The 24,907-nt window shown below is 46.8% G+C and carries 21 protein-coding genes; 1 reads left to right on the forward strand and 20 read right to left on the reverse strand.

The window, feature by feature from the left end:
• Nucleotides 1-20 precede the first annotated feature (20 nt).
• Nucleotides 21-614, forward strand: coding sequence for an HAD family hydrolase (locus BN1938_RS08650; protein WP_050640213.1), 594 nt, complete (start codon nt 21-23; stop codon nt 612-614).
• A gap of 37 nt (nt 615-651) precedes the next feature.
• Here the strand turns inward: BN1938_RS08650 and aroD are convergent, their stop codons facing one another.
• From aroD to ptsP, 20 genes are all read right to left on the reverse strand, one after another.
• Nucleotides 652-1,413 (reverse strand): type I 3-dehydroquinate dehydratase, encoded by a 762-nt coding sequence (gene aroD / locus BN1938_RS08655; protein WP_050640214.1) that lies wholly within the window; start codon nt 1,411-1,413, stop codon nt 652-654.
• Between the two features lie 386 nt (nt 1,414-1,799).
• Nucleotides 1,800-3,788 carry a glycoside hydrolase family 31 protein gene (locus tag BN1938_RS08660; RefSeq protein WP_050640215.1) on the reverse strand — a complete coding sequence of 663 codons (1,989 nt, stop codon included), beginning with the start codon at nt 3,786-3,788 and terminating at the stop codon, nt 1,800-1,802.
• Between the two features lie 70 nt (nt 3,789-3,858).
• Entirely contained in the window at nt 3,859-4,659 is an 801-nt protein-coding gene (locus BN1938_RS08665; protein WP_050640216.1) for a response regulator transcription factor, read from the reverse strand.
• A 16-nt stretch (nt 4,660-4,675) separates the two neighbouring features.
• Nucleotides 4,676-6,343, reverse strand: a complete 1,668-nt coding sequence (locus BN1938_RS08670; RefSeq protein ID WP_050640217.1) for a sensor histidine kinase — start codon at nt 6,341-6,343, stop codon at nt 4,676-4,678.
• A gap of 68 nt (nt 6,344-6,411) precedes the next feature.
• Nucleotides 6,412-7,701: a uroporphyrinogen decarboxylase/cobalamine-independent methonine synthase family protein gene (locus BN1938_RS08675; protein ID WP_050640218.1), complete on the reverse strand. Its 1,290-nt coding sequence runs from the start codon at nt 7,699-7,701 to the stop codon at nt 6,412-6,414.
• Complete coding sequence (locus BN1938_RS08680) at nt 7,702-8,529, reverse strand: carbohydrate ABC transporter permease (RefSeq protein ID WP_050640219.1); 828 nt, start codon at nt 8,527-8,529, stop codon at nt 7,702-7,704.
• On the reverse strand, nt 8,529-9,437 hold the full coding sequence (locus tag BN1938_RS08685; protein ID WP_050640220.1) for a carbohydrate ABC transporter permease: 909 nt from the start codon (nt 9,435-9,437) through the stop codon (nt 8,529-8,531). Before BN1938_RS08685 ends, BN1938_RS08680 begins: the two co-directional genes overlap by 1 nt.
• A complete protein-coding gene (locus BN1938_RS08690) occupies nt 9,434-10,711 on the reverse strand; it encodes a sugar ABC transporter substrate-binding protein (RefSeq protein ID WP_050640221.1) in 1,278 nt (425 codons plus the stop codon). Before BN1938_RS08690 ends, BN1938_RS08685 begins: the two co-directional genes overlap by 4 nt.
• Before the next feature lie 347 nt (nt 10,712-11,058).
• Nucleotides 11,059-13,239, reverse strand: a complete 2,181-nt coding sequence (locus BN1938_RS08695) for a YhgE/Pip domain-containing protein (protein WP_050640222.1) — start codon at nt 13,237-13,239, stop codon at nt 11,059-11,061.
• Nucleotides 13,239-15,770: a YhgE/Pip family protein gene (locus tag BN1938_RS08700; RefSeq protein WP_050640223.1), complete on the reverse strand. Its 2,532-nt coding sequence runs from the start codon at nt 15,768-15,770 to the stop codon at nt 13,239-13,241. The genes BN1938_RS08695 and BN1938_RS08700 overlap by 1 nt, the downstream gene beginning before the upstream one ends.
• Nucleotides 15,771-16,019: 249 nt before the next feature.
• Complete coding sequence (locus tag BN1938_RS23345; protein WP_156320697.1) at nt 16,020-16,166, reverse strand: hypothetical protein; 147 nt, start codon at nt 16,164-16,166, stop codon at nt 16,020-16,022.
• 25 nt (nt 16,167-16,191) lie between these two features.
• Nucleotides 16,192-16,656 (reverse strand): SsrA-binding protein SmpB, encoded by a 465-nt coding sequence (gene smpB / locus BN1938_RS08705; protein ID WP_050640224.1) that lies wholly within the window; start codon nt 16,654-16,656, stop codon nt 16,192-16,194.
• 16 nt (nt 16,657-16,672) lie between these two features.
• Entirely contained in the window at nt 16,673-18,835 is a 2,163-nt protein-coding gene (gene rnr / locus BN1938_RS08710; protein WP_050640225.1) for a ribonuclease R, read from the reverse strand.
• 130 nt (nt 18,836-18,965) lie between these two features.
• Nucleotides 18,966-19,208: a preprotein translocase subunit SecG gene (gene secG / locus BN1938_RS08715; RefSeq protein ID WP_025656397.1), complete on the reverse strand. Its 243-nt coding sequence runs from the start codon at nt 19,206-19,208 to the stop codon at nt 18,966-18,968.
• A gap of 126 nt (nt 19,209-19,334) precedes the next feature.
• Nucleotides 19,335-20,411: a PucR family transcriptional regulator gene (locus BN1938_RS08720; RefSeq protein WP_050640226.1), complete on the reverse strand. Its 1,077-nt coding sequence runs from the start codon at nt 20,409-20,411 to the stop codon at nt 19,335-19,337.
• A 168-nt stretch (nt 20,412-20,579) separates the two neighbouring features.
• Nucleotides 20,580-22,037 carry a PTS transporter subunit IIC gene (locus tag BN1938_RS08725; protein ID WP_167702504.1) on the reverse strand — a complete coding sequence of 486 codons (1,458 nt, stop codon included), beginning with the start codon at nt 22,035-22,037 and terminating at the stop codon, nt 20,580-20,582.
• A gap of 40 nt (nt 22,038-22,077) precedes the next feature.
• A complete protein-coding gene (locus BN1938_RS08730) occupies nt 22,078-22,380 on the reverse strand; it encodes a PTS sugar transporter subunit IIB (protein WP_070102466.1) in 303 nt (100 codons plus the stop codon).
• 18 nt (nt 22,381-22,398) lie between these two features.
• Nucleotides 22,399-22,875: a PTS sugar transporter subunit IIA gene (locus BN1938_RS08735; protein ID WP_050640228.1), complete on the reverse strand. Its 477-nt coding sequence runs from the start codon at nt 22,873-22,875 to the stop codon at nt 22,399-22,401.
• 14 nt (nt 22,876-22,889) lie between these two features.
• Nucleotides 22,890-23,168, reverse strand: a complete 279-nt coding sequence (locus tag BN1938_RS08740) for an HPr family phosphocarrier protein (RefSeq protein ID WP_050640229.1) — start codon at nt 23,166-23,168, stop codon at nt 22,890-22,892.
• 22 nt (nt 23,169-23,190) lie between these two features.
• Nucleotides 23,191-24,903 (reverse strand): phosphoenolpyruvate--protein phosphotransferase, encoded by a 1,713-nt coding sequence (ptsP, locus tag BN1938_RS08745; RefSeq protein WP_082202917.1) that lies wholly within the window; start codon nt 24,901-24,903, stop codon nt 23,191-23,193.
• Between the last annotated feature and the right edge of the window lie 4 nt (nt 24,904-24,907).

Below are 24,907 nucleotides of genomic sequence, written 5' to 3' on the forward strand. Positions count from 1 at the left end.
AGAATGCGAAAGGGATTTTAATGATGAAATACAAACATATTATCTTTGATTTTGGAAATGTAATTGTAACGTTTGGAGAAAAGCAGATTATCGGACCTTTCTGTCCGTCCCCGGAAGATTCCGCTATAATGAAACATGCAATTTTTCATGCCTGGGACGATCTGGATCGTGGCACCATCGACTATGAAGAGTATATGGAACACGCGGCATCTCTGGCCCCTGAACGCCTGCGTCCAAATATCCGACAGTTTGCCCGCGAATGGTGCCTTCATCTGACCCCGCTGGAAGAAACCTGGGAATTAATTCATGATCTGAAAAAGAAAGGATTTTCTCTATACATATTGTCAAACGCATCCACACATTTCGCCGCACACGCCGATTACTATGAGATTACGAAGGAATTCGACGGAATCGTATTCTCCGCCCCGGTTCAGATGATGAAGCCGGAACCGGATATATACCGGTATCTGTTCGAGACCTATCATCTGAATCCTGAGGAATGCTTCTTCCTGGATGATAAAGAAGAGAATGTCAGAAGCGGCAATGCTTTTGGTATGGACGGAATTGTGTTTACCGGAAATGTTGCCGAGGTCAGAAAGCTTCTGGAAGTATAGATACGCCGGATATGCCCTGCCCGGCATCCCCCCGGACTTACAGGTTATTGTGAAGCAGTTCGAGCACTGTGCGCAGATCCTCTGCCTTCATCTGCCCCGGTGCCGAAGCCTTCCCCGCAGATCCAAAAGTCAGGGCTGACCCGAATACTTCCCCGCACAGGCGGCTGATCACACCGGTGCCGGCCATAGACATTGTAATAATCGGCCGGTCTGCATGTACAGACACCATCTCTTCCGTAGCCGCCAGAAGTGTCAGCACGTCTTTTTTATTCCGGGGCATAACAGCGATCTTGGGGATATCCGCTCCCAGTTCCTGCATCCTGCATAGTCTGGATACAATTTCCTCTTTCTCCGGGGTCTTCTGGAAATCATGATTGGAAGCAATCACTTTCACGCCGCGCCCATGGGCCGTTTTTACCACCCGTTTCACTGCCTCATCCCCTGTAAAGATTTCTACATCTACCAGATCTGCATATCCGGTCTCTATGGTTTTTATATTCAGATCTACGTATATATCTGCTGCCGCCTGCTTTTCTCCACCCTCTTTGACGGTGCGGAAAGTGAAAAGAAGCGGGGTCTCTCCGAGAACTTTCCTAAGCTCTTTCAACGTCTCTTCTGCTTTTGTAAAGTCAAAAATATCCTCGTACCAGTCTGCCCGCCATTCCACGACATCGGCGCCGATCCGTATGATGTCGGCGGCAGAGCTTAAAATCTTCTCCCTGGTTACTTCTACTATTGGCACACAGATTTTCGGGATTCCGCTGCCTATCTCAACATTTCTGACTTTTACCGGATTCATGGGTATTCTCCTTTTTCATATATTGTTCTTTTCAGCAGTCTTCAGGCGCATATAACAGCCCGGAAGTCTAGCCTATTTACAACTTTTTCTACCAGTTTACCATAATGCAGGCCTATAAACAACGAGAATCGGGATTTAGTCGGCTAGCTTTAGCCTAGTCGACGGATGGGGACGCTTTATGACAGGGAGGCCGGGGAGGTGCTGGGGCTGTATATGCCGTTGCGATATGCACCCATGCTGCTAAGTGATTCTATTCAGGGCTGTTTCCCGCCTAGAATTTCTTAGGTCCGCGGCCGCGTTTTTGAAAGGACATGGATGTTCTCCGGGAGGTTTTCGGCTATCCCTTTATGGAGCGTCCCCATCCGCGCCGAGGCTAAAGCTCGTCGCTAAATCCCGATTCTGATGAAAACAGGAATTTCATTCAAAGGAGCATTGACTTTTATCATCTGCCCCCCCTGATATGTTTCCCCACTCCAGGCATGTTCCCATCTGCATCCTGCTGGCAGATACAGCTCTCTCTGCCGCGCCGCTTCATAAAGCACAGGTGCAACCAACAGCCGGCTGCCAAACATATAGGCATCTTCCACGCTCCACGCCTTTTTATCCTCCGGAAACTCATAGAACAGAGGACGCATAACCGGCGTTCCTTTATCGTGTGCTTCCTGCATGAGTTTTTTCAGATATGGCTTCATGTTTTCCCGGTACTGCAGATATTTTTTCAGAATCTCATACACCTCTTCCCCATAAGACCAGACTTCATTGTCAGCACCGGATACACAAGCACCGCCTCCAATTTCCGCCATCGGTTCTTTGTGCGGCTCTCTGTCGCCGTGCAGTCTCATTACCGGACAGAAGGTACCGTATTGAAACCACCTTACAAACAGCTCACGGAACCGTTCATCATCAGGATTTCCCCCATGGAATCCGCCAATGTCCGTGGTCCACCATGGAATGCCTGCAATTCCCATATTCAGGCCTGCCGTGAGCTGATTTCTCATGCTTTCATAACTGGAATGGATATCCCCGGACCATACAAGCGCACCATAGCGCTGTGATCCGGCCCAGGCACACCTCAGCAGGTTTACAATCTTTTCCTGGCCCGCGGCCTGCATGCCTTCAAAAAATGTTTTCGCGTACATCACCGGATAAATATTTCCGACCTGGATATTCGGCCCAAGACTGTAACGGTACTGTTCAAAGTCGTAAACTGTATATTCCGGTTCCGCTTCATCCAGCCAGAAGATACGTATTCCTTTGTCATAATAGTTCTGCTTGATTTTTTCCCAGACATACTTCCGCGCGCCCGGATTCGTGGTGTCAAAATGCAGGGTATTCCCCTGAAAGTCCATGGCAATCTGGATTCCGCGCTCTGTATGGATCAAAAAGCCATTTTCCTTCATCTCCTCAAAATTTTCACTCCGGTAATCCACCTGCGGCCATACAGATACCATCAGCTCAATGCCCATGGATTCCAGTTCCTGTATCATAGCGTCAGGATCCGGCCAATACTCCTCATCAAACCGGTAATCCCCCTGATACGGCCAGTGGAAATAGTCTGCCACAATCACGGATATGGGCAGATTCCGCCGTTTGTATTCCCGTGCCACCTCAAGCAGTTCTTCCTGGGTGCGGTAGCGCAGCTTGCTCTGCCAGAATCCCAAGCCATACTCCGGCATCTGCGGAACCGTGCCGGTCACGGATGCATAATTCTCTTCTATCTCTGCCGGTGTATCTCCTGCTGTGATCCAGTAATCTATCTTCTTTGAGGATTCTGCCTCCCATGTTGTCTTATTTCTGCCAAAAACAACCCGTCCCACTGCCGGATTATTCCACAAAAAGCCATACCCCAGAGAGGAGATCAGAAACGGGACGCTCGCCTGTGAATTGCGGTGCGCCAGCTCCAGGTCTGTTCCCTTCAGGTTCAGACAGGACTGCTGATACTGCCCCATTCCGTAGATTTTTTCCTCCGGGTCCAGGGACTCAAAACTTACAATCAGCTTATAATCACTGCCCTGCAACGGCTTATATGCCCTTCCTTCAATTTCGAGTGCACTGCATTTTGAATCATATATATCTTTACGGTTCCGCACATATTCTTCCATGAGAAGCCTGCCCTCACTGTTATAAAACCGCAGTTTCCCCGCATAATTAATTGAGGCTGTGATCTTACCATTCTTTATGACTCCCTCCGTGTCTGATATCTCTACTTCCCCGCAGGGCGTTTCTCTCTTCAAAAGCGCCCAGTCTTCTTGGGGCATCGCAAATAATCTGGTGGCGCGGACTCTCAGAGAATCTTTTCCCCAGGCTTCTACACGTACGGTCTCTGAATCATACCGAAATTCAAGAGCGCCGTCCACACACTTTAATCTTTCCATCCTGTTCCTCCTCAATACTTTTTAACGGTCCAATATTTGTAATAGTTCAGGCAAGCCTGAACTGCTGCTACTATTTCTCCTGACTTTCGCAGTGAAATACCGTCTCCACATGCTGTTCCCTGTACTTCTTCGGAGACACGCCCATCACTTCCCGAAAAATATTACAAAAATATTTATCATTATCATATCCGGTTGCCGCAGCAATCTCATAAACTTTTAAATCTGTTTTCTGCAGTAAAACACAGGCATGTTCAATTTTTACTTTTTTGACAAAGGACATAAATGTAATTTTCATCTCATCATGAAAAATCCGGCTTAAATACTCCGGCGATACACGCAGGTTTTCCGCCGCATCACTCAGCCGGCACCTTACGCTGATGTTCTGCCTTACATAGTTCACTGCATTGCGCACCATAGATTTTTTTGTATCAATATCCGTAAGTAATTCGTCTACAGCCGCAACTTTTACTGTCTGTTTTACTTCCTCAGGCACAGAATAACCGCCCAGGTTTGTATATGCCTTATTCAGCGCACGTTCAATATCCCCATAAGAAACCGGCTTTAATATATAACCTTTAATCCCCAGTTCGATTGCTTCCTGTGCATAATGAAATTCACCATACCCGCTGATAATCACATAGTTTACCTGCAGTTTTTTAGGCTGAAGGCTGCGGATCATATCCAACCCGGACAGCCCGGGCATCTTAATATCAACAAAGGCCAGATCGGGCAGCTGCTTCAGGATCAGCTCTCTGCCCTCATTTCCGTTATCCGCCTCACCCACCACCTGAACCCCCGGGTCCACCTGCCTCAGAAGGCGGACAATCAGCTGCCTGGCTTTGTCTTCATCTTCAATTACTAACACTCTCATATATTCCCCCCTGCCCTTATAATGCCGGAAGCTTTAACATGACGGTCGTACCTCTGCCGCCTGTACTCTCGATGTAAAAAGCAAAAGCCTCCCCATAATACAGTCTCATGCGGTAACAAGTATTCGCCATACCCAGCCCCAGATTTTCAGGATTGTTTTCCAGGGCAATACCTTCCCGTATTTTCCTAAGAAGATCTTCCTCTATTCCATTCCCGTTATCTGCAATTATAATCATCAGTCCCGAATCCTCTTCCTTTGAACAGATAACGGTAATAAGTCCTCCCTTGCTCCTGCTGTCAAAGCCATGAATAATGGCATTTTCCACAAAGGGCTGCAGCAGAAGCTTGCGTATCTTTTTATCTTCGATCTCCGGATTCACATCAATCTCAAAATCAAAACGCCCGTTAAAACGGCTTCTCTGCAGAAATAAATACTGTTCCAGCCAGGCAATCTCCTGGCTGACTGTCACAAGTTCATATCGATTTTCAGTCATGTAGCGTAGTACATTGGCAAACACCTTCAGCAGATCACTGGTCTCATAATCTTCGTGCTCTATCGCAGTGTAATTAATAGAATTCAGCGTATTGTAGATAAAATGTGAATTAATCTCCAGCTCCAGCGCCTTTATCTCCGCATCCTTCTGTTTCTTCAGCCCTTTCAGTTTTTCGTCATTTTGCTCCTGGATTTTCTTTTTCTGAAGGACAATCTGATCTACCATTTTGTTATAACCAGCAAACAGTGAATTCAGTTCTCCATTGTCGGCGGATGGCAGCGAGGTATATTCGCCCCTCTTACGTATCCTGGACATCGCTCCTTCCAGAAGGCTCAGCGTCTTCATCCTGCGGCGGATAAAGATATTTACCAGCACAATGGTCAGGAGAAATAATAACAATACAATTGAAAAAGCTGCAAATGTAGATACTCTGATATCTTTTTTTATTTTTTCCGTATCCACGGCATAAGCAAGATGCCAGTTCGTCCATTTCACTTCATCCTGATGCGTCTTATCTACTTTCAGATTGTCTATAAGCTCCAGGCTTTTGTTATCTGCAAACAGGCTGCCGCCTGCCGTCTGAAGTATGTAAGAGGTGTATCCGCCTTCTGAACTTTCCAGAATGGATTCTATTGTTTCCGGATACATCAGCATTACGAGGCTTCCGTAGCATTCTTTCGTCTTATAATTATATATTTTCTGGGACAGCCCAAGGCACACCTTATTGTGATATTCCAGCTTGGCCGTCACCAGTTCCTGGCTCTCCATCCCTTTATTTCCCAGCTGTATCAGATCCTCATAAAGCAGCTTATTATTCTGGGTAACAATGGTCTGCTGGCTAGCCGGAAGGCGGATGACCATGTATCCGGATCCGTCTTTTCTCATGAGAAACATTAACGCCACTTCATTATTGGTAGGGGTGGAATAGCCTTCTAAAAGAGAAAAGATCCGGTTGCTGTTGCTTTTTACCTCCATGGAGACATCCTTTATTTCCTCCCAAATCTGTCCGTCAATAACTGCTTTATAATACGGTTCCATGTAGCGCTGCATATAATTGGACAGGTGTTCCGATTTATCTATCATATTCTCAGATGCCGCCAGCGTCGTGTGCTGTATCATATCCTGTCCATGGTAGATATTAAGCGCCAGCAATATCATCATCACCGGTAAAAATGTAAATACCGCAAGCAATATCTGTATCTGAGTGCTTAATTGTGCTGCCCTGTACCTTTTTAATAGTCTTTGAGCTGTTGTGATAACTATGCATACCCTTTCTCTGCGATATATTTTGCGGTATGAATCCACCTTTCGATACGCTCCGGCTCGTGCTGCACCGTTACTGTATCCTTCAGAATCATCTCCACAACACAGCCGCCGGCTATTTCCATCGTCCTTTTAATATCGCGTCCTGCTTCTTCTTCGTCAAACCTCCGGGTTACCACTGTTGGAGCTGGTTTCCAGGAGTATACATATTGGTCCAAAAGTGCAATCGCCGCTGCTTCTCTGTCTGTCCACGGATTTACCGACACACGTCTTAAATTTTTAATACGCTTTTTTATTATATCAAATTTATCCGTCATTGGCTCGCAGCATCCGTAACAACTCCATCCAAATTTTTCCAGTAAGGGCTGATGATAAGCTGTAGCAAATTCTTCGTACATGTCCGGGGATACTCCGGCAAGTTCCTGGGCATCCGAAAATCCCCAGCTGTTCTGATATAAGGCTCTGTCTGAACCCGGTCCGTGAATATAGCCGATACCGCCTGATCCGATATAATCATTTCCTGTATTCGTCTTCATGAGACAAGGCTCCATCACTTGAAGAAGCTCCAGTGTGGAATCCCTCATAAATCCCAGAACTTCATGGAGCCATTCGGGCTGGTCGTACAAATCATAAAAAATCTGTTCTGTGCCCCGCATCTCAATAAACTGCCTCAAAAGGCTTGTATCCGGCGCCATATATCCATAGGAACGTACTTCTATTAAATCTCCGATTACTTCCCGGATCAGGCAGAGGTTCCTCTCCGATTCTTCTTTATAGAAAATAAACTCCTGTTTGGAAAGTTTCCGTATATCTTCTTCATTTTCCAGCAATATTTTGTTTTGATGTATCCCCTCCCCAGAGTCTTTCATATCCATATGAATAAAGGAAGCGCCGCCTTTTATGAAAGGTGTAATCTCATATACGAGCGGCACTTCGATCACCGGTTCTATTACAAAGTCGTCGTCAAAATGTTCAAATCTGTAGCAAAGACGGCGCATGGCCCATTCATAAGCCCGGTAGAATTCCTCCCTGCATACCATCTTATCCCATGGCAGTATCTCAAGCCAGGCCCCCTCCGGGAACACAAGCACCATGGGCCTGATTCTCTGCAGGCTGTTATGTGCATACCACAATTTCTTCTTCTCTTCCTGTTTATGATCCTGGGCATAATGTTGTACCTTGGCAGCAAGCTCCCGAAGTACATTTTTCTCGTTTTCATTCAATCCTGATTTCGGCGGATCTGTATAGATGATCCTGGGATCAATATATTCTATCACTTTTTTCACCTACTCCTTAACTGCTCCTGCTGTCAGCCCTGATACGATATACTTCTGCATAAAAATAAAGATAATCACGATCGGTATAATCAGGCAGACTCCGAATGCAAGAATACTGTTCCATTGTGTCCCGTATTTTGTCTGGAAATTATTAATCATAGTCGTCATCGGCCAGAGTGAGGAATCCGAAATAAAGGCCATAGAATATACCAGGTCATTCCATGCAAAAATAAAAGAAAAGATAGCGGCCGTAGCAAGACCTGGACGTGAAACAGGCACCATAATCCTCACAAATGCGCCTAACATCGTACATCCGTCCACTCTTGCCGCCTCCTCTACCGTTTTGGGCAGGGATGCAAAAAAAGGCCGCATCAGAATTACAATAAACGGGATCGATAAGGTAGCCGTGGATAGAATCGGGGCAATCCTGGTATTAATGATGTGCATTTTGGTATACAGTAAGAATAACGGAGTCAGCAGTAAGGCCGGCGGCAGCATCTGCGTTACAAGAAATCCAAGAATCATCGGCTTTCCCGCCTTTGATTTAAACCGGGCCAGCCCGTAAGCTGCCGGTATTGCCAATACAAGTGCTATCAGCATAGAAAATACTGCTATTACCAGACTGTTTCTCAATGCCGGAAACAAGCTGCTTTCAAACTGGTCTATGTATGCCTGGACTGTCGGGGCTTCCGGTAAAAAAGTCGGAGGGAACCTGAAAATTTCCACATCCTTTTTAAAAGAACACATCACCATCCATATGACAGGCGACAGGAATAGAAGTACAAGCAGAACTGCTCCTGCATTGATCCCTATATTTTTTATTTTGCCATTCTTCATTACTCAATCACCTCGTCATCGTTGACAAATCTCAGGTAAATGACTCCCATAATAAATAATAAAATAAACATAAAATTAGCTACTACCGATGCCTGGCTGAAATTATACTCTCTGAATCCAAGCTTATACGCATAGGTTGAAAGCATTTCTGTTGCATTAACAGGACCGCCGCCCGTCATAACCTGTACCAGATCAAATACCTTAAATGTATAAATCACGCCTAAAATAAGAATTGAATACATTGTTGGCTTCAGCATGGGGAGCGTAATATGTAAAAATCTCTGAACTCTTCCTGCCCCGTCGATTGCCGCACTTTCCAGCACATTGTCCGGTATGTTCGCCAGCCCGGTCGATAAAAGCACCATATCAAACGGAATCCCGACCCAGCAGTTAGCGGCTATAATGCACCATATCGCGGTTCTGCTGTTTGTCAGCCATTCAATCGGACTATCGATTACTCCGATCTGCTGCAGAATAAAATTTAATATCCCACTGTCTGTCTGAAAGATAAACTTAAATAAAATCCCTGTCACTGTCATTGGAATCAGCCAGCTGATCAGCATAAGGCTTTTGGAAAGCTTTGCCATGCAAAACTTTCTAGAAAGCAGCATGGCAAAAGCAAATCCGATCACAAATTGGATAACAGTACAAACGACAGTGAACAATACGGTATTATATGCAGCCGTCCAGACAACGCCCTTTCCCAGAAGCTCTTTGACAGTATCAAGCCCCACAAACTGGTGGTTCAGGAAGTTTCTGGTGGACATATTTCTGAACATCAGATAGAAGTTGTAAATTATCGGATAAACCGCTACAATCCCCATATAAATACAGGCTGGTCCTGCAAAGCAGAGCAGATACCTTGTATTTTTAGTTATAATTGTCCGTTTCCCTGTTCCTTTTTTCATTTTTTCACCAATCCGTCAATGGTTGTCTGTGCATCCTTGCAGGCATTTTCGGCCGTTTTCTGTCCTGTCATCGTCTCCTGTAAGGCAGTATAAATTGCGGTTGAAATCTCCGGCCAGCTTACATCCGGCCCCAGTACTGCCGCATAGTTCAACTGGTCAAAGAATACCTGTAAAACCGGATCTTCTGACCAATCTGTATATTTATCTACCGCATCTTTTCTCGGCGGCAGCTTACCGACTGCATGATCCCAGTCAGCCAGGGTATCCTTGTCCATCATGAATTCCATAACCGGCCAAATCTTCTCAAGATCAGCTCCCTTGACTACAGAAAATCCTTCTCCGCCCAGGGCTGAAGCCTGTTCCTTGTCAATAGGAATCGGCGCACATTTCCAATTTTTGTCCGGTACATTTCCTTCCAAAGTCGGCACCTGCCATGGCCCGTTAATCATCATGGCTGCATTTCCCTGCATAAACTGCTGGCAGACATCTGCCTGTGACCAGTTAATCACTTCTGAACTCATCGCCCCTGCATCGATCATATCCTTTAAGAACTGCATGGAAGATACTGCATCTGCACTTCCCATAGAGTACATATCTGCTCCGCTGGAATATAAAAACGGGAAGTACTGGAAGGTTCCTTCATCGTTATTTACAAGCGAGAGTGCAAAACCATACTGGCTTTCCTGGGTCAGCTTCTGCGCCGCTGCTGCCAGTTCATCCCAGGTTTTTGGGACTTCTACTCCTGCCTCCTTTAACTGATCCTCATCATAGTACAATGCCAGACAGTTTGAATTATAAGGCAGTCCGTAGAGCTTTCCGTCAATTGTCGTTGTGTTTAAGGATGTCTCGTAGAAGTTCTCCTTCTGCCCCCATGCATCCACCTGCTCCGTGATATCCTGCAGCATTCCCATTTCCACATAGCTCGCAGTATCGCAGTTATTAATCATCGTCAGATCAGGCAGTTCGCCGGAAACCATTCCCAGAGTATACTGTTTGTTCAAGTCAGCATATGGATATTGGACAATCTTAAAACGGTATCCATTTTCTTCGCCCCATTTGTTCATAATATCTGAGAAATATTCATGTTCCAGGTCTTCAAAATACTCCCAGATTTCCACTTCAACAATGTCACCGCTGCTTTTCGCTTCCGTCCTCTTGGTATCCTGGGCGCTCTCCCCCTCTTTGGAAGAACTGTCAGCCGAACCTTTCCCGCACCCGGCTATCAAAGACAACGTCATCATTGCTACAAGAATCATACTTACTACTTTTTTCATATCTTTCGCCTCCTTTTCTTGTATTATATTTCATAAACAATTCTTTTTTTATTATAACATTTTGATAAAAGTGCACTATTTTGTTATTTCTAAAATATATCCGTCTTGTAGAGAGAACAGCAATTCCTAAAGCGGAATGCAAGACCTATTGTAGAAAATAACATCTTAAAAGAAAGCACCTCTTTGTGACAGAATCCTTTTGCCAATGATTCATACACACAAAGAAAGGTGCTTCTTATGATTTAAAGTATACAACATTTTAAACACAAAAACTTATATGATCGGGAAGCAGCCGGCATCCGTGCATCCTGCTTCTCTCAGAAGCCCCTCCAGCCGAAATCCCCCGCCTACATAAGCTGCGTCTCCTCAAGTTTCTCTGAGAATGCAGTGTTCAGCTTTATAACAGGCTTTCTCAGCACCAGGCCCAGCATAAGTGATGCCGCCAGGAAGATCCCAAGTATCCCCAGTTCTCTCCAATATGTCATCCCATAAGCCCCGCCGATGCACTCACGCATGGCGGTCATACTGTGGGTAAACGGAAGCAGCGGATATACCTTCTGGAAAAATGCCGGCGCCACTTCAATTGGAAACGTCCCGCCTGATCCTGCCACCTGCATAACCAGAAGCACAACGCAGACTGCCTTCCCGATATCTCCGAAGGACACGGTCAGGGTATATATGATATTTACATACACAATGCTGGTAATCCAGCCGGCCAGCAGAAACAGGAACGGATGCTCACACTGAATCTGCAGATAGTAAAGATCTCCCAGGCAGATAAGCCCGCTCTGGAACAGTCCCGCCAGCAGGAATATGAGATACCTCCCCAAATAGACCTGGTAATTCTTTACACTCTTCAGTCCGTTCAGTGATTTTGGAGATACGGTAACCTTTAACATTGCGACCAGTACGATGCCGCCCACCCAGATCGCAAGGGTGGAGTAAAACGGCGCCATGGAAGACCCGTAATTCTCTATTGGATACAGTTTAGTTGTCTCCAGTTCCACCGGAGATGCAAGGAAGGCGCTGATGCTTTCTTTGTCCCCGCCTACGATCTCTTCCAGCGTCTGGAAATCGCCGCTGCTCTGTGCCTGATTCAGCTTCCATACCGTTTCCGTCAGCCGTGAGGCCGCCTTTTCCAGCAGCGAACCGGACGTATCCAGTGTTTCTTTTATCTGTGACAGGTCTGACGAAGCAGAACCGGATAAAGTGTAGATACCATCGGCACTCTCATCCAGCTGTTTCAGAAGCCCGGATATACTGCTCCGGGTATCTCCCAGAGAGGCATAAAGGCCGTCCAGATTCCGTTTCACCTGTTCCTCATACTCACTCTGAACCTTTGACAGGCTCTGTGCACTCTGCTCAAGGAGGGCGTCCAGTTCTTCCTCTGAGGTAAGAGCCTCCTCCGGTTTATTTCGAATCGTCTCCGCCGCTTTGCTCAGCTTATCATAAAGAGACTGCTGGACAGCTATGGATTCATTCAGTTTTCCCACGACACTGCCAACAGCCGGGGCAATTACCGCATGTTCCTCTCCAAGCGACTGCAGGGCATCCCGCAGGTTCGTATAGGATTGTATGATGTTACTGATCTTTTCTGAAAACAGATCCAGAGTGCCTGCGGTTGCAGCCGCATCCGATGACAGGGAATCCAGTCCACCATGAATCGTTTCCCCCATCTGTTGATAAAAACCTGCGCTGTCTGCCAGGGCCTGATTCATGCCTTCTGCTGCGCCAGATATGGCTCCCTGCATATCTGAAAATGAGCTTTCTTTCTCTTTCAGCGCACTCAAACTGCTGTCTGAATGCTCTCTGGACTGTTTTAAAAACCCGGATGTGGTATCCAGCATCTGCTGTGTAGACACCACCATGGAAGAAAATGCCTGGATGGTACCCGCGGCCGCGCTTAAATCGGCGGAAGTCCTTTCCAGGTTCGCTATCAGTGTAGCGGCAATTGATTCTGCGCCCTCCTGTTCTGCCGTATCTGCTACAGCCTGCATGGCCGTAATGGCCGTGTCAGATATGGTTTTAATAAACACTTCCTTTACCTGTGTCTGCACGGCACTGGCTCCCTTGTCCGTGACCTTGGGCGCTATCGCGTTTTCTTTGGCATTGGAATAATAAGTGATCTCAGGGTTCGTAACTGTGCCTGAGAAAAGGCTCATCATATTCCTGCTGAAATCTTCCGGGATCACAATTGCAGCGTAATATTTACCGGACTTCACACCGTCCACTGCTTTGGCGCTGCTTGTAAAGGTCCAGTCCAGCTGTGTATTTTCCCGCAGTGCAGAAAGGACATTCTCTCCCAGATTGAGTGAAACCGGGACCAGATCCCCCTCATACCCTTCATCCACACTTGCTACCGCAACTTTGAGGTTTCCCGTATTCTCATAGGGATCCCAGCTGGCGGCAATGTTAAACCATGCATACAGAGCCGGAACCACAACAATTCCCAGTACAACGATCAGAGCGATGACATTTTTATAGCACCGCTTCACATCCCTTCTGAAGATGCCCCATATATTCTTCATCACTCGTCCCTCCCTTTCATTGCGTCCAGAAGCTCTTCCTGGGTCAGTGATCCCAGCTCAATCTGCCGCTGCAGGCGGTCGTGGATGTATTCCTGACAGATCAGATAAACCGCGATTACAATTATTGATACAATCCATAGAACCAGAAAGACAATCTTTGACTCAATGCTGAACATCAGGACTAAAAAGACCGCCGGAAGAATCAGAATCGCTAAAAAGCCATTACGGATCCGTTTCTTATAGCCCGCTTCAAATGCAGCGGCCTTTGCAACCAGTTCTTCCCGCATGGTCTGATCCCGAAGCAGTGTCCTGACTGCCAGGGAGAAGGGCGTCTTCCCCCCCTTTCCGTCTGAAGTTTCGCAGAGCATCAAGTCTGTCTCTCCTAGCTTTCTGTCAAACAGATCATTCAGATTCACCAGCAGCCTTCGCAGCCCAAGCCCGATCAGCAGGGCTGCCGGCAGATACACCGCCAGATGGAGCAGGCTGCCCCAGAAGGCATTTCCATACATGCCTGCAATCGCCTCTCTCATTGCATTGATTCCATAAGTAAAGGGAAGCAGAGGGTGCAGCTTTTGGAAGAACGGCGGCGTCATCTCAATCGGATATGTGCCCGCAGATCCCGGGATCTGCAGAATTACCAGTACGATACAAAGCGCTTTCCCAATATGCTTCAGCGCGCTAGACAGGGCATAGATCAGGTTCACATACACAAAGGAGCAGAACATTCCCGTGAGTACAAAGGCAGCGGGATGGAGGCACTGCACCTTCAAAAGCCACAGGTCCCCCAGACATACGATCAGTCCCTGAATAAGACCGATCACAACAAAAAGAAGCCATCTGCCGAAGTATGCCTCGGATGTGGAAAAGTGCCTGACACCACCGCCTCTGTCAACTTCCATTTTCAGAATCGCAATTAATACAATTCCGCCTACCCAGAGCGCCAGGTTTGTGTAAAAAGGAGTCATGGAAGAACCGTAATTCTTTACGCTGTACAGAGTTTCACTTCGAATGTTCACCGGCGATGCCATAAACTCTGCAATGGAGTCCGCGTCCAGCCCCTCCAGTGAAATAAATTGCTGATAAGCCTCCGAACTCTGCAATGCCTGCAGATCCGTCACGATCCGGTCCATCTGCCCCTTCAAAGAGGTTACAGAATCCCCCGTCCTGCCCAGCGCCTTAGAACTATCCTCTAGGCTTGTGCCAAGCTGGGACAGGATTCCCTTCAACTGATCTGTGGAAGCCGATACGCCAGACAGCGCAGCGGACATTTCTCCGCCCAGGGCAGAAAAAGAATCCATTGACTCGTTCAGCTGGGGCAGAAGCGTCTGGTCAAAGTTATTACGGTAATCCCGCAGCGACTGCCTGCTCTGAGATACCAGCGTTTCCAGCTGCTCCTTGGTGCTTTGCGCGGTGTCCATTGCATTTCCCATACTGGCATTGCTCTGGCTCAATGAGTCCAGAAGAGTTTGAAACTCTTCATTCTGCGCCTGCAGCTCGGCAATCCGTCCGGAAACAGCCTCCTTAAGCGCATCCGGCAGATCCGCACTGATTTCCTCCAGCTTTTCCAGAATACTGCTGTTTGTATCCACCAGATTCTGTACCGAATCAATTCCATCTTTCACTGCCCCGTTCACCGTGTCCGCCTGATTCTTAAGGGAACTCAGGCTGTCGGATGCCGAGCCGTAAATATTGTTAAGCCAGTTCTCCCCGTCCGACAGGCTGCCGGAAAATGCAGAAGAAAATTCCCCAATACTGCCTCGTCCGCTGCTCAGTACAGAAGCAGTATCCGACAATGTGTCCGAACCCGCTGACGCAGCCGATTTCACACTGTCCAGCACTTCCTGCGTATTGCTGATCTGCCCGGTACTATCTCCGACCGTGTCCTGAAAATTCTTCAGCACAGTCTGATACTGCCCCAGATTCTGCTGAATCTCAGACAGCATGGTCATCACTTCCGTATTCATACTGCCCATATCCCCCGAAAGCCGGGTGACAGAGCTCTGGATCAGTTTTGAAATTGTCTCTGCCGCCACAGAGGAAAAAGTATCGTTAATCTCCTGCTGCACGGTGCCTGCCCCTGTGTCTGTGATCTTAGGAGCAATCGCATTCTTCTTTTCATTAATATAGTAATCCAGCCGGGGTTTTACCGGATACCCCGAGATAATGCTCAGAAGCGAACTGCTGAAATCCTCCGGTATCACGATGGCCGCATAGTACTTTCCTGACTTTACCCCTTCCACAGCCTGGGACTCCTCCACGAATGTCCACCCCAGCTGATCATTTTCCCTCAGATTCTCCTCAATACGATCCCCCGCATTCAGAGTAATCAGGTCATTCGCCGCTTCCGTATCATGATTGGCCACAGCCACCTTAATCCCCTGCGTATTGCTGTATGGATCCATATTCGCGGCAATATTAAACCACGCATACAAAGACGGCAGGACACAAACGCCTGCCATCACAATCACGGCGACCCGGTTATGTACAAGACGCCCAAGATCCCTTTTGAATATCCGAAATGCTTTTTTCATAATGAATGCCCTCCTGCATATATCGGGTTAAGTATAACAAAAACAAACCAAGAAAACAACACAAAAATGACGATTGGTCATATTTTTTCATGAGTTTCGACTGGGGGATGCCGGGAAGGCGCTGGGGCTGTATATGCCGCTTTGTGATGCTAGAGTACGCTTACTGCTTCTTAAAAAACCGATGCCGGATATGCGGGGGAAAACTTGATCTCCAAATCAAGTTTTCGGAGAACCCAGCGCGGGAAATCATCAGATTTCCCGTGATGTGTTCTCCGTACCCGCATATCCGGCATCGGTTTTTTTAGAAGCAGTTAGCAGCACGGGTGCATCACAAAGCGGCATATACAGCCCCAGCGTCTTCCCGGCATCCCTGACATAGAGCGTCCCCCCTGCCATCCCGCCCCCTATTCCAATTCATTCATCAAAGATTCCGCACCTTAAACTCCCGCTGCGCCTCTCGTTTCTGATCTTTCTTCGCAATATCTTCCCGCTTGTCATACATCTTTTTCCCCTTAGCCAGCCCGATCTCTACCTTTACCAGACTGTCGCTGAAGTAAACCTTAAGCGGTACAAGGGTGTTGCCTTGTTCTTTCATCTTTCCGAACAGCTTATTTATTTCGTTTTTATGGAGTAGAAGCTTTCTTACCCTGAGAGGGTCCTTATTGAAAATATTTCCTTTTTCGTACGGGCTGATATGCATGCCGTAAATAAAGATTTCCCCGTTTTCGATGCGGATGAATGCTTCCTTGATGCTGCACTGGCCCATACGCAGGGACTTTACCTCTGTCCCGTGCAGGACAATTCCGGCCTCGTACTTCTCCAGTATAAAATAGTCATGATATGCTTTTTTGTTGTTGGCAATCAGTCTGCCTTCCGTTTTTGCCATGGCACTACTCCCTCTATCAATCCTCTGTTTCACAGAATTCAAAATCAATGGTTCGCTGCAGGCGGTCTGCATCGAGTACCCTCACCCGCACCTTTTGTCCCAGTTTATATACCTTCCGGGTATGCTCACCCACCAGTTCATACTGCTCTTCCCGGTAATCATAGTGGTCATCCCGCATGTTTGTTACATGGACCAGTCCTTCTATTGTATTCTCCAGTTCTACATAAGCGCCCCATTTTGTAAGTCCTGATATGACGCCGTCGAACTCTTCTCCGATCCGGTGCCTCATATATTCCACCTTTTTCAGCTTCACGGTCTCACGCTCGGCTTCCTCTGCGCGGCGTTCGCATTCGCTGGACTGTCTGGCCACTTCCGGAAGAATGGTATTGTAATGCTCTTCCCGCTGTGCATCCATCCTGCCCCGGATATTCTCTTTGATAATCCGGTGAATCTGCAGGTCCGGATACCGCCGGATCGGGGAAGTAAAGTGGGTATAATATTTTGCTGCCAGGCCAAAGTGGCCGGTGTTCTCTGGCGTATACTTTGCCTGCTTCATCGAGCGCAGGGCCAGACGGCTGATCAGTGGCTCCTGCGGCGTTCCTTCTACTTTTCCCAGGAGCTTCTGAACCTCCTTGGGCCTGATCTCACTGTTTCCCACATGGATGTGATAACCGAAATTATTAATAAAAGTACTCAGTTTCCGGATCTTTTCTTCATCCGGCTGTTCGTGGGTACGGTACAGGAAAGGCAGCTCTCTCCAGAAATACTCTTCTGCAACCGTTTCATTTGCCATCAGCATAAAATCTTCGATGAGCTTTGTTGCCACATTCCGTTCATAGGGTTTGATGTCGACGGGTTTTCCATTTTCATCCAGTATCATCTTGGTCTCCGGGAAATCGAAGTCAATAGACCCCCGCTTTCTGCGTTTCTCACGCAGTATGCCTGAAAGTTCCGCCATCAGAAGGAACATGGGCACCAGCTCCTTGTATTTGCTGCTCTCCACGCCATTTAATACGGCCTCTTCCTGCTCCTTAAGTATCTTCGCCACACTTGTATAACTCATGCGCTCGTCTACCCGGATCACGGTCTCCGCAATCTCGTGGTCCACCACTTCTCCGTTTCCATTGATGGTCATTATGCAGCTGAGCGCCAGACGGTTTTCTCCTGCGTTCAGGGAGCAGATTCCGTTGGACAGCTTATGGGGCAGCATGGGGATGACCCTGTCTGCCAGATAAACGCTTGTCCCACGCTTCAGAGCCTCCCGGTCCAGGGCGCTTTTCTCCTGAACGTAATTCGAAACATCGGCGATGTGGACGCCAAGCCGGTAAAGATCCCCTTCTTTTGTAAGGGAAACCGCATCATCCAGATCCTTTGCATCTTCTCCGTCAATGGTCACCATCTGCCAGTCCCGCAGATCCATTCTGCCGGCCATATCGGCCTCGCTTACTTCTTTTCCCACACGCTCTGCCTGATTTAGCACTCGCTCCGGGAACTCTACGGGCAGGTCATATCCTTTCACAATGGACATAATATCTGTCCCCGGGTCATTGATGTGTCCTATAATTTCCACTACACGGCCCTCCGGCTTCATGTCCTGTCCGCCGTAGGAGGTCAGTTCTACCACCACCTTGTGGCCGTTCATGGCTCCTTTGTCTTTTCCCTCAGGAATATAAATATCATTCAGAACACGCTGACTGTCCGGGCGCACAAATCCAAAGCTTTTGCATTTTTCATACAGGCCGACTACCTTCGTCGTTCCATGCGAAAGAATACGCACAATCCTGCCTTCTTTTCGTTTTCCATCCGTTCCATGCCTGCTGTCCGCTTCCTTCGTGACCACGAACTCCACCTGATCGCCCTGGAACGCACCTCCGATGTTCTCCTCGGGAATAAAGATATCCTCTTCTTCCCCCTCCTGAATCACAAACCCAAATCCCCGGGCATTGGCCTGAAATACACCGGTCAGGCGCCTGGCCTCCCCCTTCGTATATTTTCCTTTTTTGGACACATGGATCTTTCCTTCTTCCTCCAGTGCGTCCAGCACTTCCTTCAGCTCACTCCGCTGCTCTTTGGGGATCTGAAGGACAATCGCTATCTCTTTGATCTTCATGGGTACATACATATCGTCACAGATAAAATCGTAAATGACTTTTTTTCTTTTTTCAAAATTCTGGTTCATATTCTCACCTTCTTTCTATTACTTTGGAACTTTCCTATTATAAAACAAAGTGGGCAAACCCACATGGGCTTCCACTTATATAATAAAAAACACTCTATATCTGTATAGAGTGTTCAATCATCTTATCTTCTTAGTTAAATACACCCAGGTTCAAAACCAGTGCCAAAACCATAAATAAAATAGCAAGGAACTTTGTGGACTTTACAAGAGCACCTTCCATTGAACGTCCCTTATTCTGTCCCCAGTAAGTATCAGCGGCCCCGCTGATCGTCCCAAGTCCTGCTGACTTTCCCTCCTGAAGAAGGATAATTGCTGAAAGAGCAATACAATCTATTACAAATATAATTGTTAATATTATTTTCAAAATATCCATTCTTTAACACCTCCTGCGGATAAACCACGATCATCTTACCACAATTGGGAAGATTTTGCAACAACTTTTCCAAAGTTAAAGCCCAGTTTAACCCCAGCTGCACTTAAGATGTTGTCACAAATCATCTTACCCTTTACACTTAATATGGATATGAATCAGCATTGCGATCTTAAATACAATTGCGTGGTCAAAGATACGCACATCCAGTCCCGTCAGCTTTTTAATCTTTTCCAGTCTGTACATCAGTGTATTCCTGTGAATAAAAAGCTTCCTTGCCGTCTCAGAAACATTGAGATTATTTTCAAAAAAACATTTTACAGTCTCCAGCGTTTCATTTTCCAGTGAGTCGAATCCGCCTTTTTTAAATACCTCATTCAGATACACCTCGCATAAGGGAAGCGGCAGCTGATAGATCAGGCGCTTGATTCCCAGATGATTATAGTCTATGACTGTCCTGCTTCCCTCAAACAGATACAGCAGCTCCAGAACATAAAGTGATTCCTTATATGAATCCGCCAGCTGCCGGATGTCGGTAACAATACTTCCGATTCCGATGACCGGAGAGGATTTGAAGACTTCCGCCGCCTTTTTCTGAAATGTAATGCCGATTGCCTCCAGCTCCGCATGAGAAGTATTCGTTTTTGTCTTCACAATAACAATTATGTCCGTTTCCGTCATAGAAAATACTTCGTATTTTTCGGATTCCTCTACGTTCTGGATCAGCATATTCAGATTCCACTCCGTATCCACATGGGGAAACCTCAATAAAAATACCGCCCGTGCCATAATCGGGGGAATCTTCAGCATCTTGGCCCTTACATTTATGTCAGCCGCCAGAATATTTTCCAGAAAAAGGGCTTTGTAAAACAAATCCCGGCTGTACTTCTCTTCAAAATAAGATTTCATGCCAGTAAAACAGACGGATAGTATGGTTGCATAATCCTCTGCCTCCTTATCGGTCCCTTCAACAAAAACTGCAAATCGAACAAAACTATTCTCATAGAAGATACGATATGTATTATTTTTAATAAAAAAGCATCTGCCTTCCTCGTTTTTCTGCTTCATCAGATTAAATGAATTCGTGATGCCTATCATTTCCTGATTGCTGCATGAAACGATCTCCTTATTGTCAATCACACCAAACGTTCTGTATATACTTTTCTGTAACTGATATATGTATCCCTGGAAGAACCTGTCTGCCATCTTTCCACACCGCCTTCAATTATTCAGACTAAAGCGTGTCTGAAAATTCATTATCGCAATATGCCACTCTGCTTCACAGTCTAGTGCAAATTATTATAACACATATTTTTACGCCGGCAAAGCCCACGGAGGCAGTTTTCACTGCCTTCCAATGGGCTTTTCTTTACATTACTCTATGTATCCTCTTTCCAGCAGATATTCTTCACTTGCGCCAGCCGCAACCCACCATACCTTTTTATTTTTCCGAAACGAAAGATAGATGGCCAGATATACCGCGACAACGATAATAATCCCAACTATCCGCATCATACCGTCTGCCGAAAATGCTTTGTATACCAGATATAACACCGGATTCGTGCCTACCGTCCATGAGGCAATTCCAAGCCCCTGGGCAAAGGCATTGGAAACAGAGTCCATCTGTGAAGCTACACCTGCGGATTCCGCAGCCTTTGTAAACGCGGCGCAGACATCCGAATTCAGCACATTTGCCACATTGAACCAAACCGCCCCGGAGACCACAGTCATCAGAATATCTCCCCGGAATACGCAGATCAGCCCCGCCGTCATAAATGCCATGGCAGGAATATCTGCAAGCATCAGAATCTTATTCCCCGGCAAAATAATGGATATAAAGAACACGATCGGAATCAGGATCAGTGCTGCCGCCATATTATCCCCGTTTCCGAAGAAAACTGCCGGATCCATGGCAATATGAAAATACTTTCTGTTCGAGCTGCCGGAACGCGCACGTGCCTGCATGGACTGGCTCAATGGAATTAGTCCTTTCACAAAAAGTCCGGAAACTGAGGGATAAATGACCATAACCGCCGCAATGGTAATTGATGCTGTCAGGATTCCCGCCCATGTATTCACATTGGCCAGGCCGGTGACTGAACCCAAAATCGTAATCAACAGCCCGACTACCAGGCCGATGGAAAGAGGTTCTCCCCAAAATCCTAATTTTTCCTGCAGCCGCTCCGCACTGATCGGTTTTGTCTTAATCTTTAATTTTAGCATGATCCATCTTACAATCATGGCAAATGGCGCTCCTCCGGAGGGAACACTGGTAAGTGTAAGGTTGTCATAACCGTTAAATTCCTGCAGAGACGGTGCGATAATATCTGCGATCAGAAGCACCACCAGGTTGCACATAACCGCCGCTGCAACGCCCAGTGCAAAGCTTCCTGTCGTAAACTGCACGATAACTGCCCAGAATACAAACTGATAGTAGTTCCATATATCCGTAGGCTGAAACGTATCGACCAATTTCAGCGCGAACAGAAGCAGATTCAGCCCAAGTCCGAGCACCAGATAAATATAACCCAGCGTATTGGAGTACACGACAACGGATGCGCCCTGCCAGCCGATATCAATGAATGGCAGCTGAATACCCACGTGATCCGCCATGGCAGTTACATATGGGGTGATAGCTGTCATCAGAACACCGAGCACGGCGTTGAACAAAGTCAGCCCGACCGCCATATAGATCGCGCCTTGAAAAGATTTCTTTACCCCAACACGCATAAACATACTAATGATGAATATAACTACTGGTACGATTATGGTGCTCCCAAAGATACCCATAATATTATTAACAGCATTTCCTATTTGTATCAAAGCCTGCATTTTTCTACCTCCCGATATTTAGTAGAATGTAGGATAAATACTATTCATCCATGATTTTTTTAACTGCTTCCAGCAGCTCTTCTGTAAACTGCTCCGCTCCCACTCCCGTAAACAGAGGCAGTCCCAGCATCACCGGAGCGCCTGCCTTGTTCTTTGCATTCGTCTTACCCGTCACTACGATCAGATCATACCCCTCCAGATTGGGGACTTCCGTAATTTTATGAGGGTTAATTGAAAATGGTATTTTTTCTTTTTTTAATATCTCTTTGATTTTATCTGTTACAACCGTTGTTGTAAAAATTCCGCCGCCACAGGCAACCGCTATATTAATTTTTGCTTTCATAATCATTCACTCCATTATTTAGATTATCAGATATTCCTCTAACAATTCCTTCATTTTCTGTATCATTGCTTCCGGTTTGTCAATCTCAAGCAGTTCGTTCATAATGCCGTCGTCCTGAAAAATATTGCTGAATTTTCTCAAAACTGCTGTCTGATAGCTTGGGTCCGTGATCCCGAACAGGAATACAAGTCTGGTTTCCACCGTTTCATCCGGATCCCCCATACATCCAAATGCAACCGGTGTGTCCAGAACGGCCATCGAGAAAAAGGATCTCAGGCAGCCGTCGTGAATGTGCGGGATGGCGATGGGAACGCCAGTGGGAAGCCCCGTCGGATACTCTTTTTCCCTTTCCAGCAGGGCTGTAACAAATACAGGCTCAATACAGTTCATCTGCATAGCCCTATCGCACAGCCTTCTCATTATGTCCTCGGCATTTCTGGCTTTTATCCCTGTCAGTATCATTTCCTTGTTTGTATAAAGGCCTATCGTTTCCATCCAATCTCTCCTTCTCAGTCTTCGCCAAACTTACTTTTAATCAATGCAGCCAGTGCCTCCACTGCTTCCTTCTCATCTTCGCCCTCGGCGCTGATTTCCGCTGTTACGCCCTTGCCAAGGCCCTGTGCTATCAGCATAACAATTGATTTTGCATTCGCCTTGCAGCTGTCTTCCTCATCCATATTCTGTATAAAAATTTTACTCCGGAATTTGTTCGCAAGTGCTATGAAATCTGAAGCCGGACGGGCATGCAGGCCAGTCTCGTTCTCAATCACTACCTGTTTTGCATACATAAGTTCTCCTCCTTTGCCTGCCTTAATCCGGCAGTTCACTTTTTATGTATTCTTCCACCTGGACTGCTGTAGAGAGTTCCAGTACTGTTCTGGCCATCCTCTCGGCTTTGCAGATATCCATCTGAGAGATCATTTTTTTCACGGAGGCCAGGGAGGAAGCATTCATACTGAACTTGCGCACTCCCAGTCCCGCAAGCAGCGCTACCGCCTGGGGATTACCTCCCATCTCACCGCATACACTCACCGGCTTCTTCTGTTTCCCGAACTCTTCCACAATCTGCCTGATCAGCCGGAACATAGCGGGATGAAAACTCTGATAATATTTCGCAACACTTGGATTGAGTCGGTCAACTGCCATGAGATACTGGCAGAGATCATTTGTCCCTATGCTTGCAAAATCGACCTCAGACGCTGCAATATCGGCCATAATCGCGATTGACGGTATCTCTATCATAATACCTACTTTTACATCTGTGCGACAGGAAATATTTTCCTCCCTCAGTTCTTCTTTTACTTCTTCCACAATCTGCTTCGCAAAGCGGATATCCCCGATGCTCCCAACCATAGGAAACATGATCCAGAGGTTTCCGTACACAGCAGCCCGCAGAAGTGCTCTGAGCTGCGTTTTAAATATAGGTTTCATCTCAAAACAAAGCCGCAGTGCACGCAGTCCCAGAAATGGATTGTCTTCCCGCGGAAGCTCCAGATAATCCAGCTTCTTATCGCCTCCGATATCCAGCGTGCGGATAATTACCGGCCGTTCTCCGTACATAGTCACGATCTTTTTGTAAACTCTGAACTGCTCCTCCTCTTCCGGAAGCGCCTTTTTGCTCATATACAAAAACTCTGTCCGAAACAGTCCAACCCCGTCTGTATATGATTCCAGCTCCAGCTCACTCTTGTCGGCAGAACCAATGTTCAGGCAGACCTCAATTCTTGTTTTATCCAGTGTCTCAGGAACAAGGGGGAGGTACTGACGCATATCGCTTATCTTTTTCAGATACTCCTCGCGCATAACCTGATACTGCTTTTCCTGGTCAACCGTCAGATGAGTAATTACCTTCCCATCCTTCGCGTCTACCGCTATCTTCTGGCCGTTTTCTGTATTTTTCATAATATCTGCTACACCCAGAACCGCCGGTATGCCATAGTTTCTGGCCAGGATCGCCATATGCGAAGTATAGCCTCCAACTTCCGTAACAATGGCCTTCACATATTCTGTCTTCATTGCCGCCGTATCCGAAGGGAGCAGATCCTGTGCAACCACAATTACATCTCCGGCCAACGAGGAAAGCGGGTTTTCATGTCCGCCGTCCCACAGGCGGATCAACCGCTGGCAGACGTCTTTTAGGTCCGCCGCTCTTTCCCTGATCAAAGCATTCTTTGCCTTGGATATAATCTGAATATATCTTTCATAGACTTCCTGGATTGCCCATTGGGGAGACAGCAGATTGTCCCGGATTTCGTCCTCGATTTCACGGCTCATCTCTTCATCCTGTACAATATCAATATGTGCCTGGAAAATTTTCTTTTCTTCCTCGTCCAGCTCAGAACCTTCGATCAGCTGTTTTAGTTCTTCTTCCGCCTGGATGAGTACGCATTTATACTTTTCCATACAGCTGTCTGCCTGGGCTTTTGCGATCGTCTCATGGCGGATTTCCGGCTGATAAGGCTGATATTGAAACACACGTCCTATGGCTGCCCCATCCGAAACCGCCGTTCCTTCATAAATCATTCTA

Source organism: Eubacterium sp. SB2 (assembly GCF_001244405.1).
Taxonomy (GTDB): Bacteria; Bacillota; Clostridia; order Lachnospirales; family Lachnospiraceae; genus Faecalicatena; species Faecalicatena contortus_B.

Coding starts and splice junctions, on each gene's coding strand:
- BN1938_RS08650 (WP_050640213.1), top strand. CDS start 21: ATGATGAAATACAAACATATTATCTTTGATTTTGGAAATGTAATTGTA.
- aroD (WP_050640214.1), bottom strand. CDS start 1,413: ATGAATCCGGTAAAAGTCAGAAATGTTGAGATAGGCAGCGGAATCCCG.
- BN1938_RS08660 (WP_050640215.1), bottom strand. CDS start 3,788: ATGGAAAGATTAAAGTGTGTGGACGGCGCTCTTGAATTTCGGTATGAT.
- BN1938_RS08665 (WP_050640216.1), bottom strand. CDS start 4,659: ATGAGAGTGTTAGTAATTGAAGATGAAGACAAAGCCAGGCAGCTGATT.
- BN1938_RS08680 (WP_050640219.1), bottom strand. CDS start 8,529: ATGAAGAATGGCAAAATAAAAAATATAGGGATCAATGCAGGAGCAGTT.
- BN1938_RS08685 (WP_050640220.1), bottom strand. CDS start 9,437: ATGAAAAAAGGAACAGGGAAACGGACAATTATAACTAAAAATACAAGG.
- BN1938_RS08690 (WP_050640221.1), bottom strand. CDS start 10,711: ATGAAAAAAGTAGTAAGTATGATTCTTGTAGCAATGATGACGTTGTCT.
- BN1938_RS08695 (WP_050640222.1), bottom strand. CDS start 13,239: ATGAAGAATATATGGGGCATCTTCAGAAGGGATGTGAAGCGGTGCTAT.
- BN1938_RS08700 (WP_050640223.1), bottom strand. CDS start 15,770: ATGAAAAAAGCATTTCGGATATTCAAAAGGGATCTTGGGCGTCTTGTA.
- BN1938_RS23345 (WP_156320697.1), bottom strand. CDS start 16,166: ATGGCAGGGGGGACGCTCTATGTCAGGGATGCCGGGAAGACGCTGGGG.
- smpB (WP_050640224.1), bottom strand. CDS start 16,656: ATGGCAAAAACGGAAGGCAGACTGATTGCCAACAACAAAAAAGCATAT.
- rnr (WP_050640225.1), bottom strand. CDS start 18,835: ATGAACCAGAATTTTGAAAAAAGAAAAAAAGTCATTTACGATTTTATC.
- secG (WP_025656397.1), bottom strand. CDS start 19,208: ATGGATATTTTGAAAATAATATTAACAATTATATTTGTAATAGATTGT.
- BN1938_RS08720 (WP_050640226.1), bottom strand. CDS start 20,411: ATGGCAGACAGGTTCTTCCAGGGATACATATATCAGTTACAGAAAAGT.
- BN1938_RS08725 (WP_167702504.1), bottom strand. CDS start 22,037: ATGCAGGCTTTGATACAAATAGGAAATGCTGTTAATAATATTATGGGT.
- BN1938_RS08730 (WP_070102466.1), bottom strand. CDS start 22,380: ATGAAAGCAAAAATTAATATAGCGGTTGCCTGTGGCGGCGGAATTTTT.
- BN1938_RS08735 (WP_050640228.1), bottom strand. CDS start 22,875: ATGGAAACGATAGGCCTTTATACAAACAAGGAAATGATACTGACAGGG.
- BN1938_RS08740 (WP_050640229.1), bottom strand. CDS start 23,168: ATGTATGCAAAACAGGTAGTGATTGAGAACGAGACTGGCCTGCATGCC.
- ptsP (WP_082202917.1), bottom strand. CDS start 24,903: ATGATTTATGAAGGAACGGCGGTTTCGGATGGGGCAGCCATAGGACGT.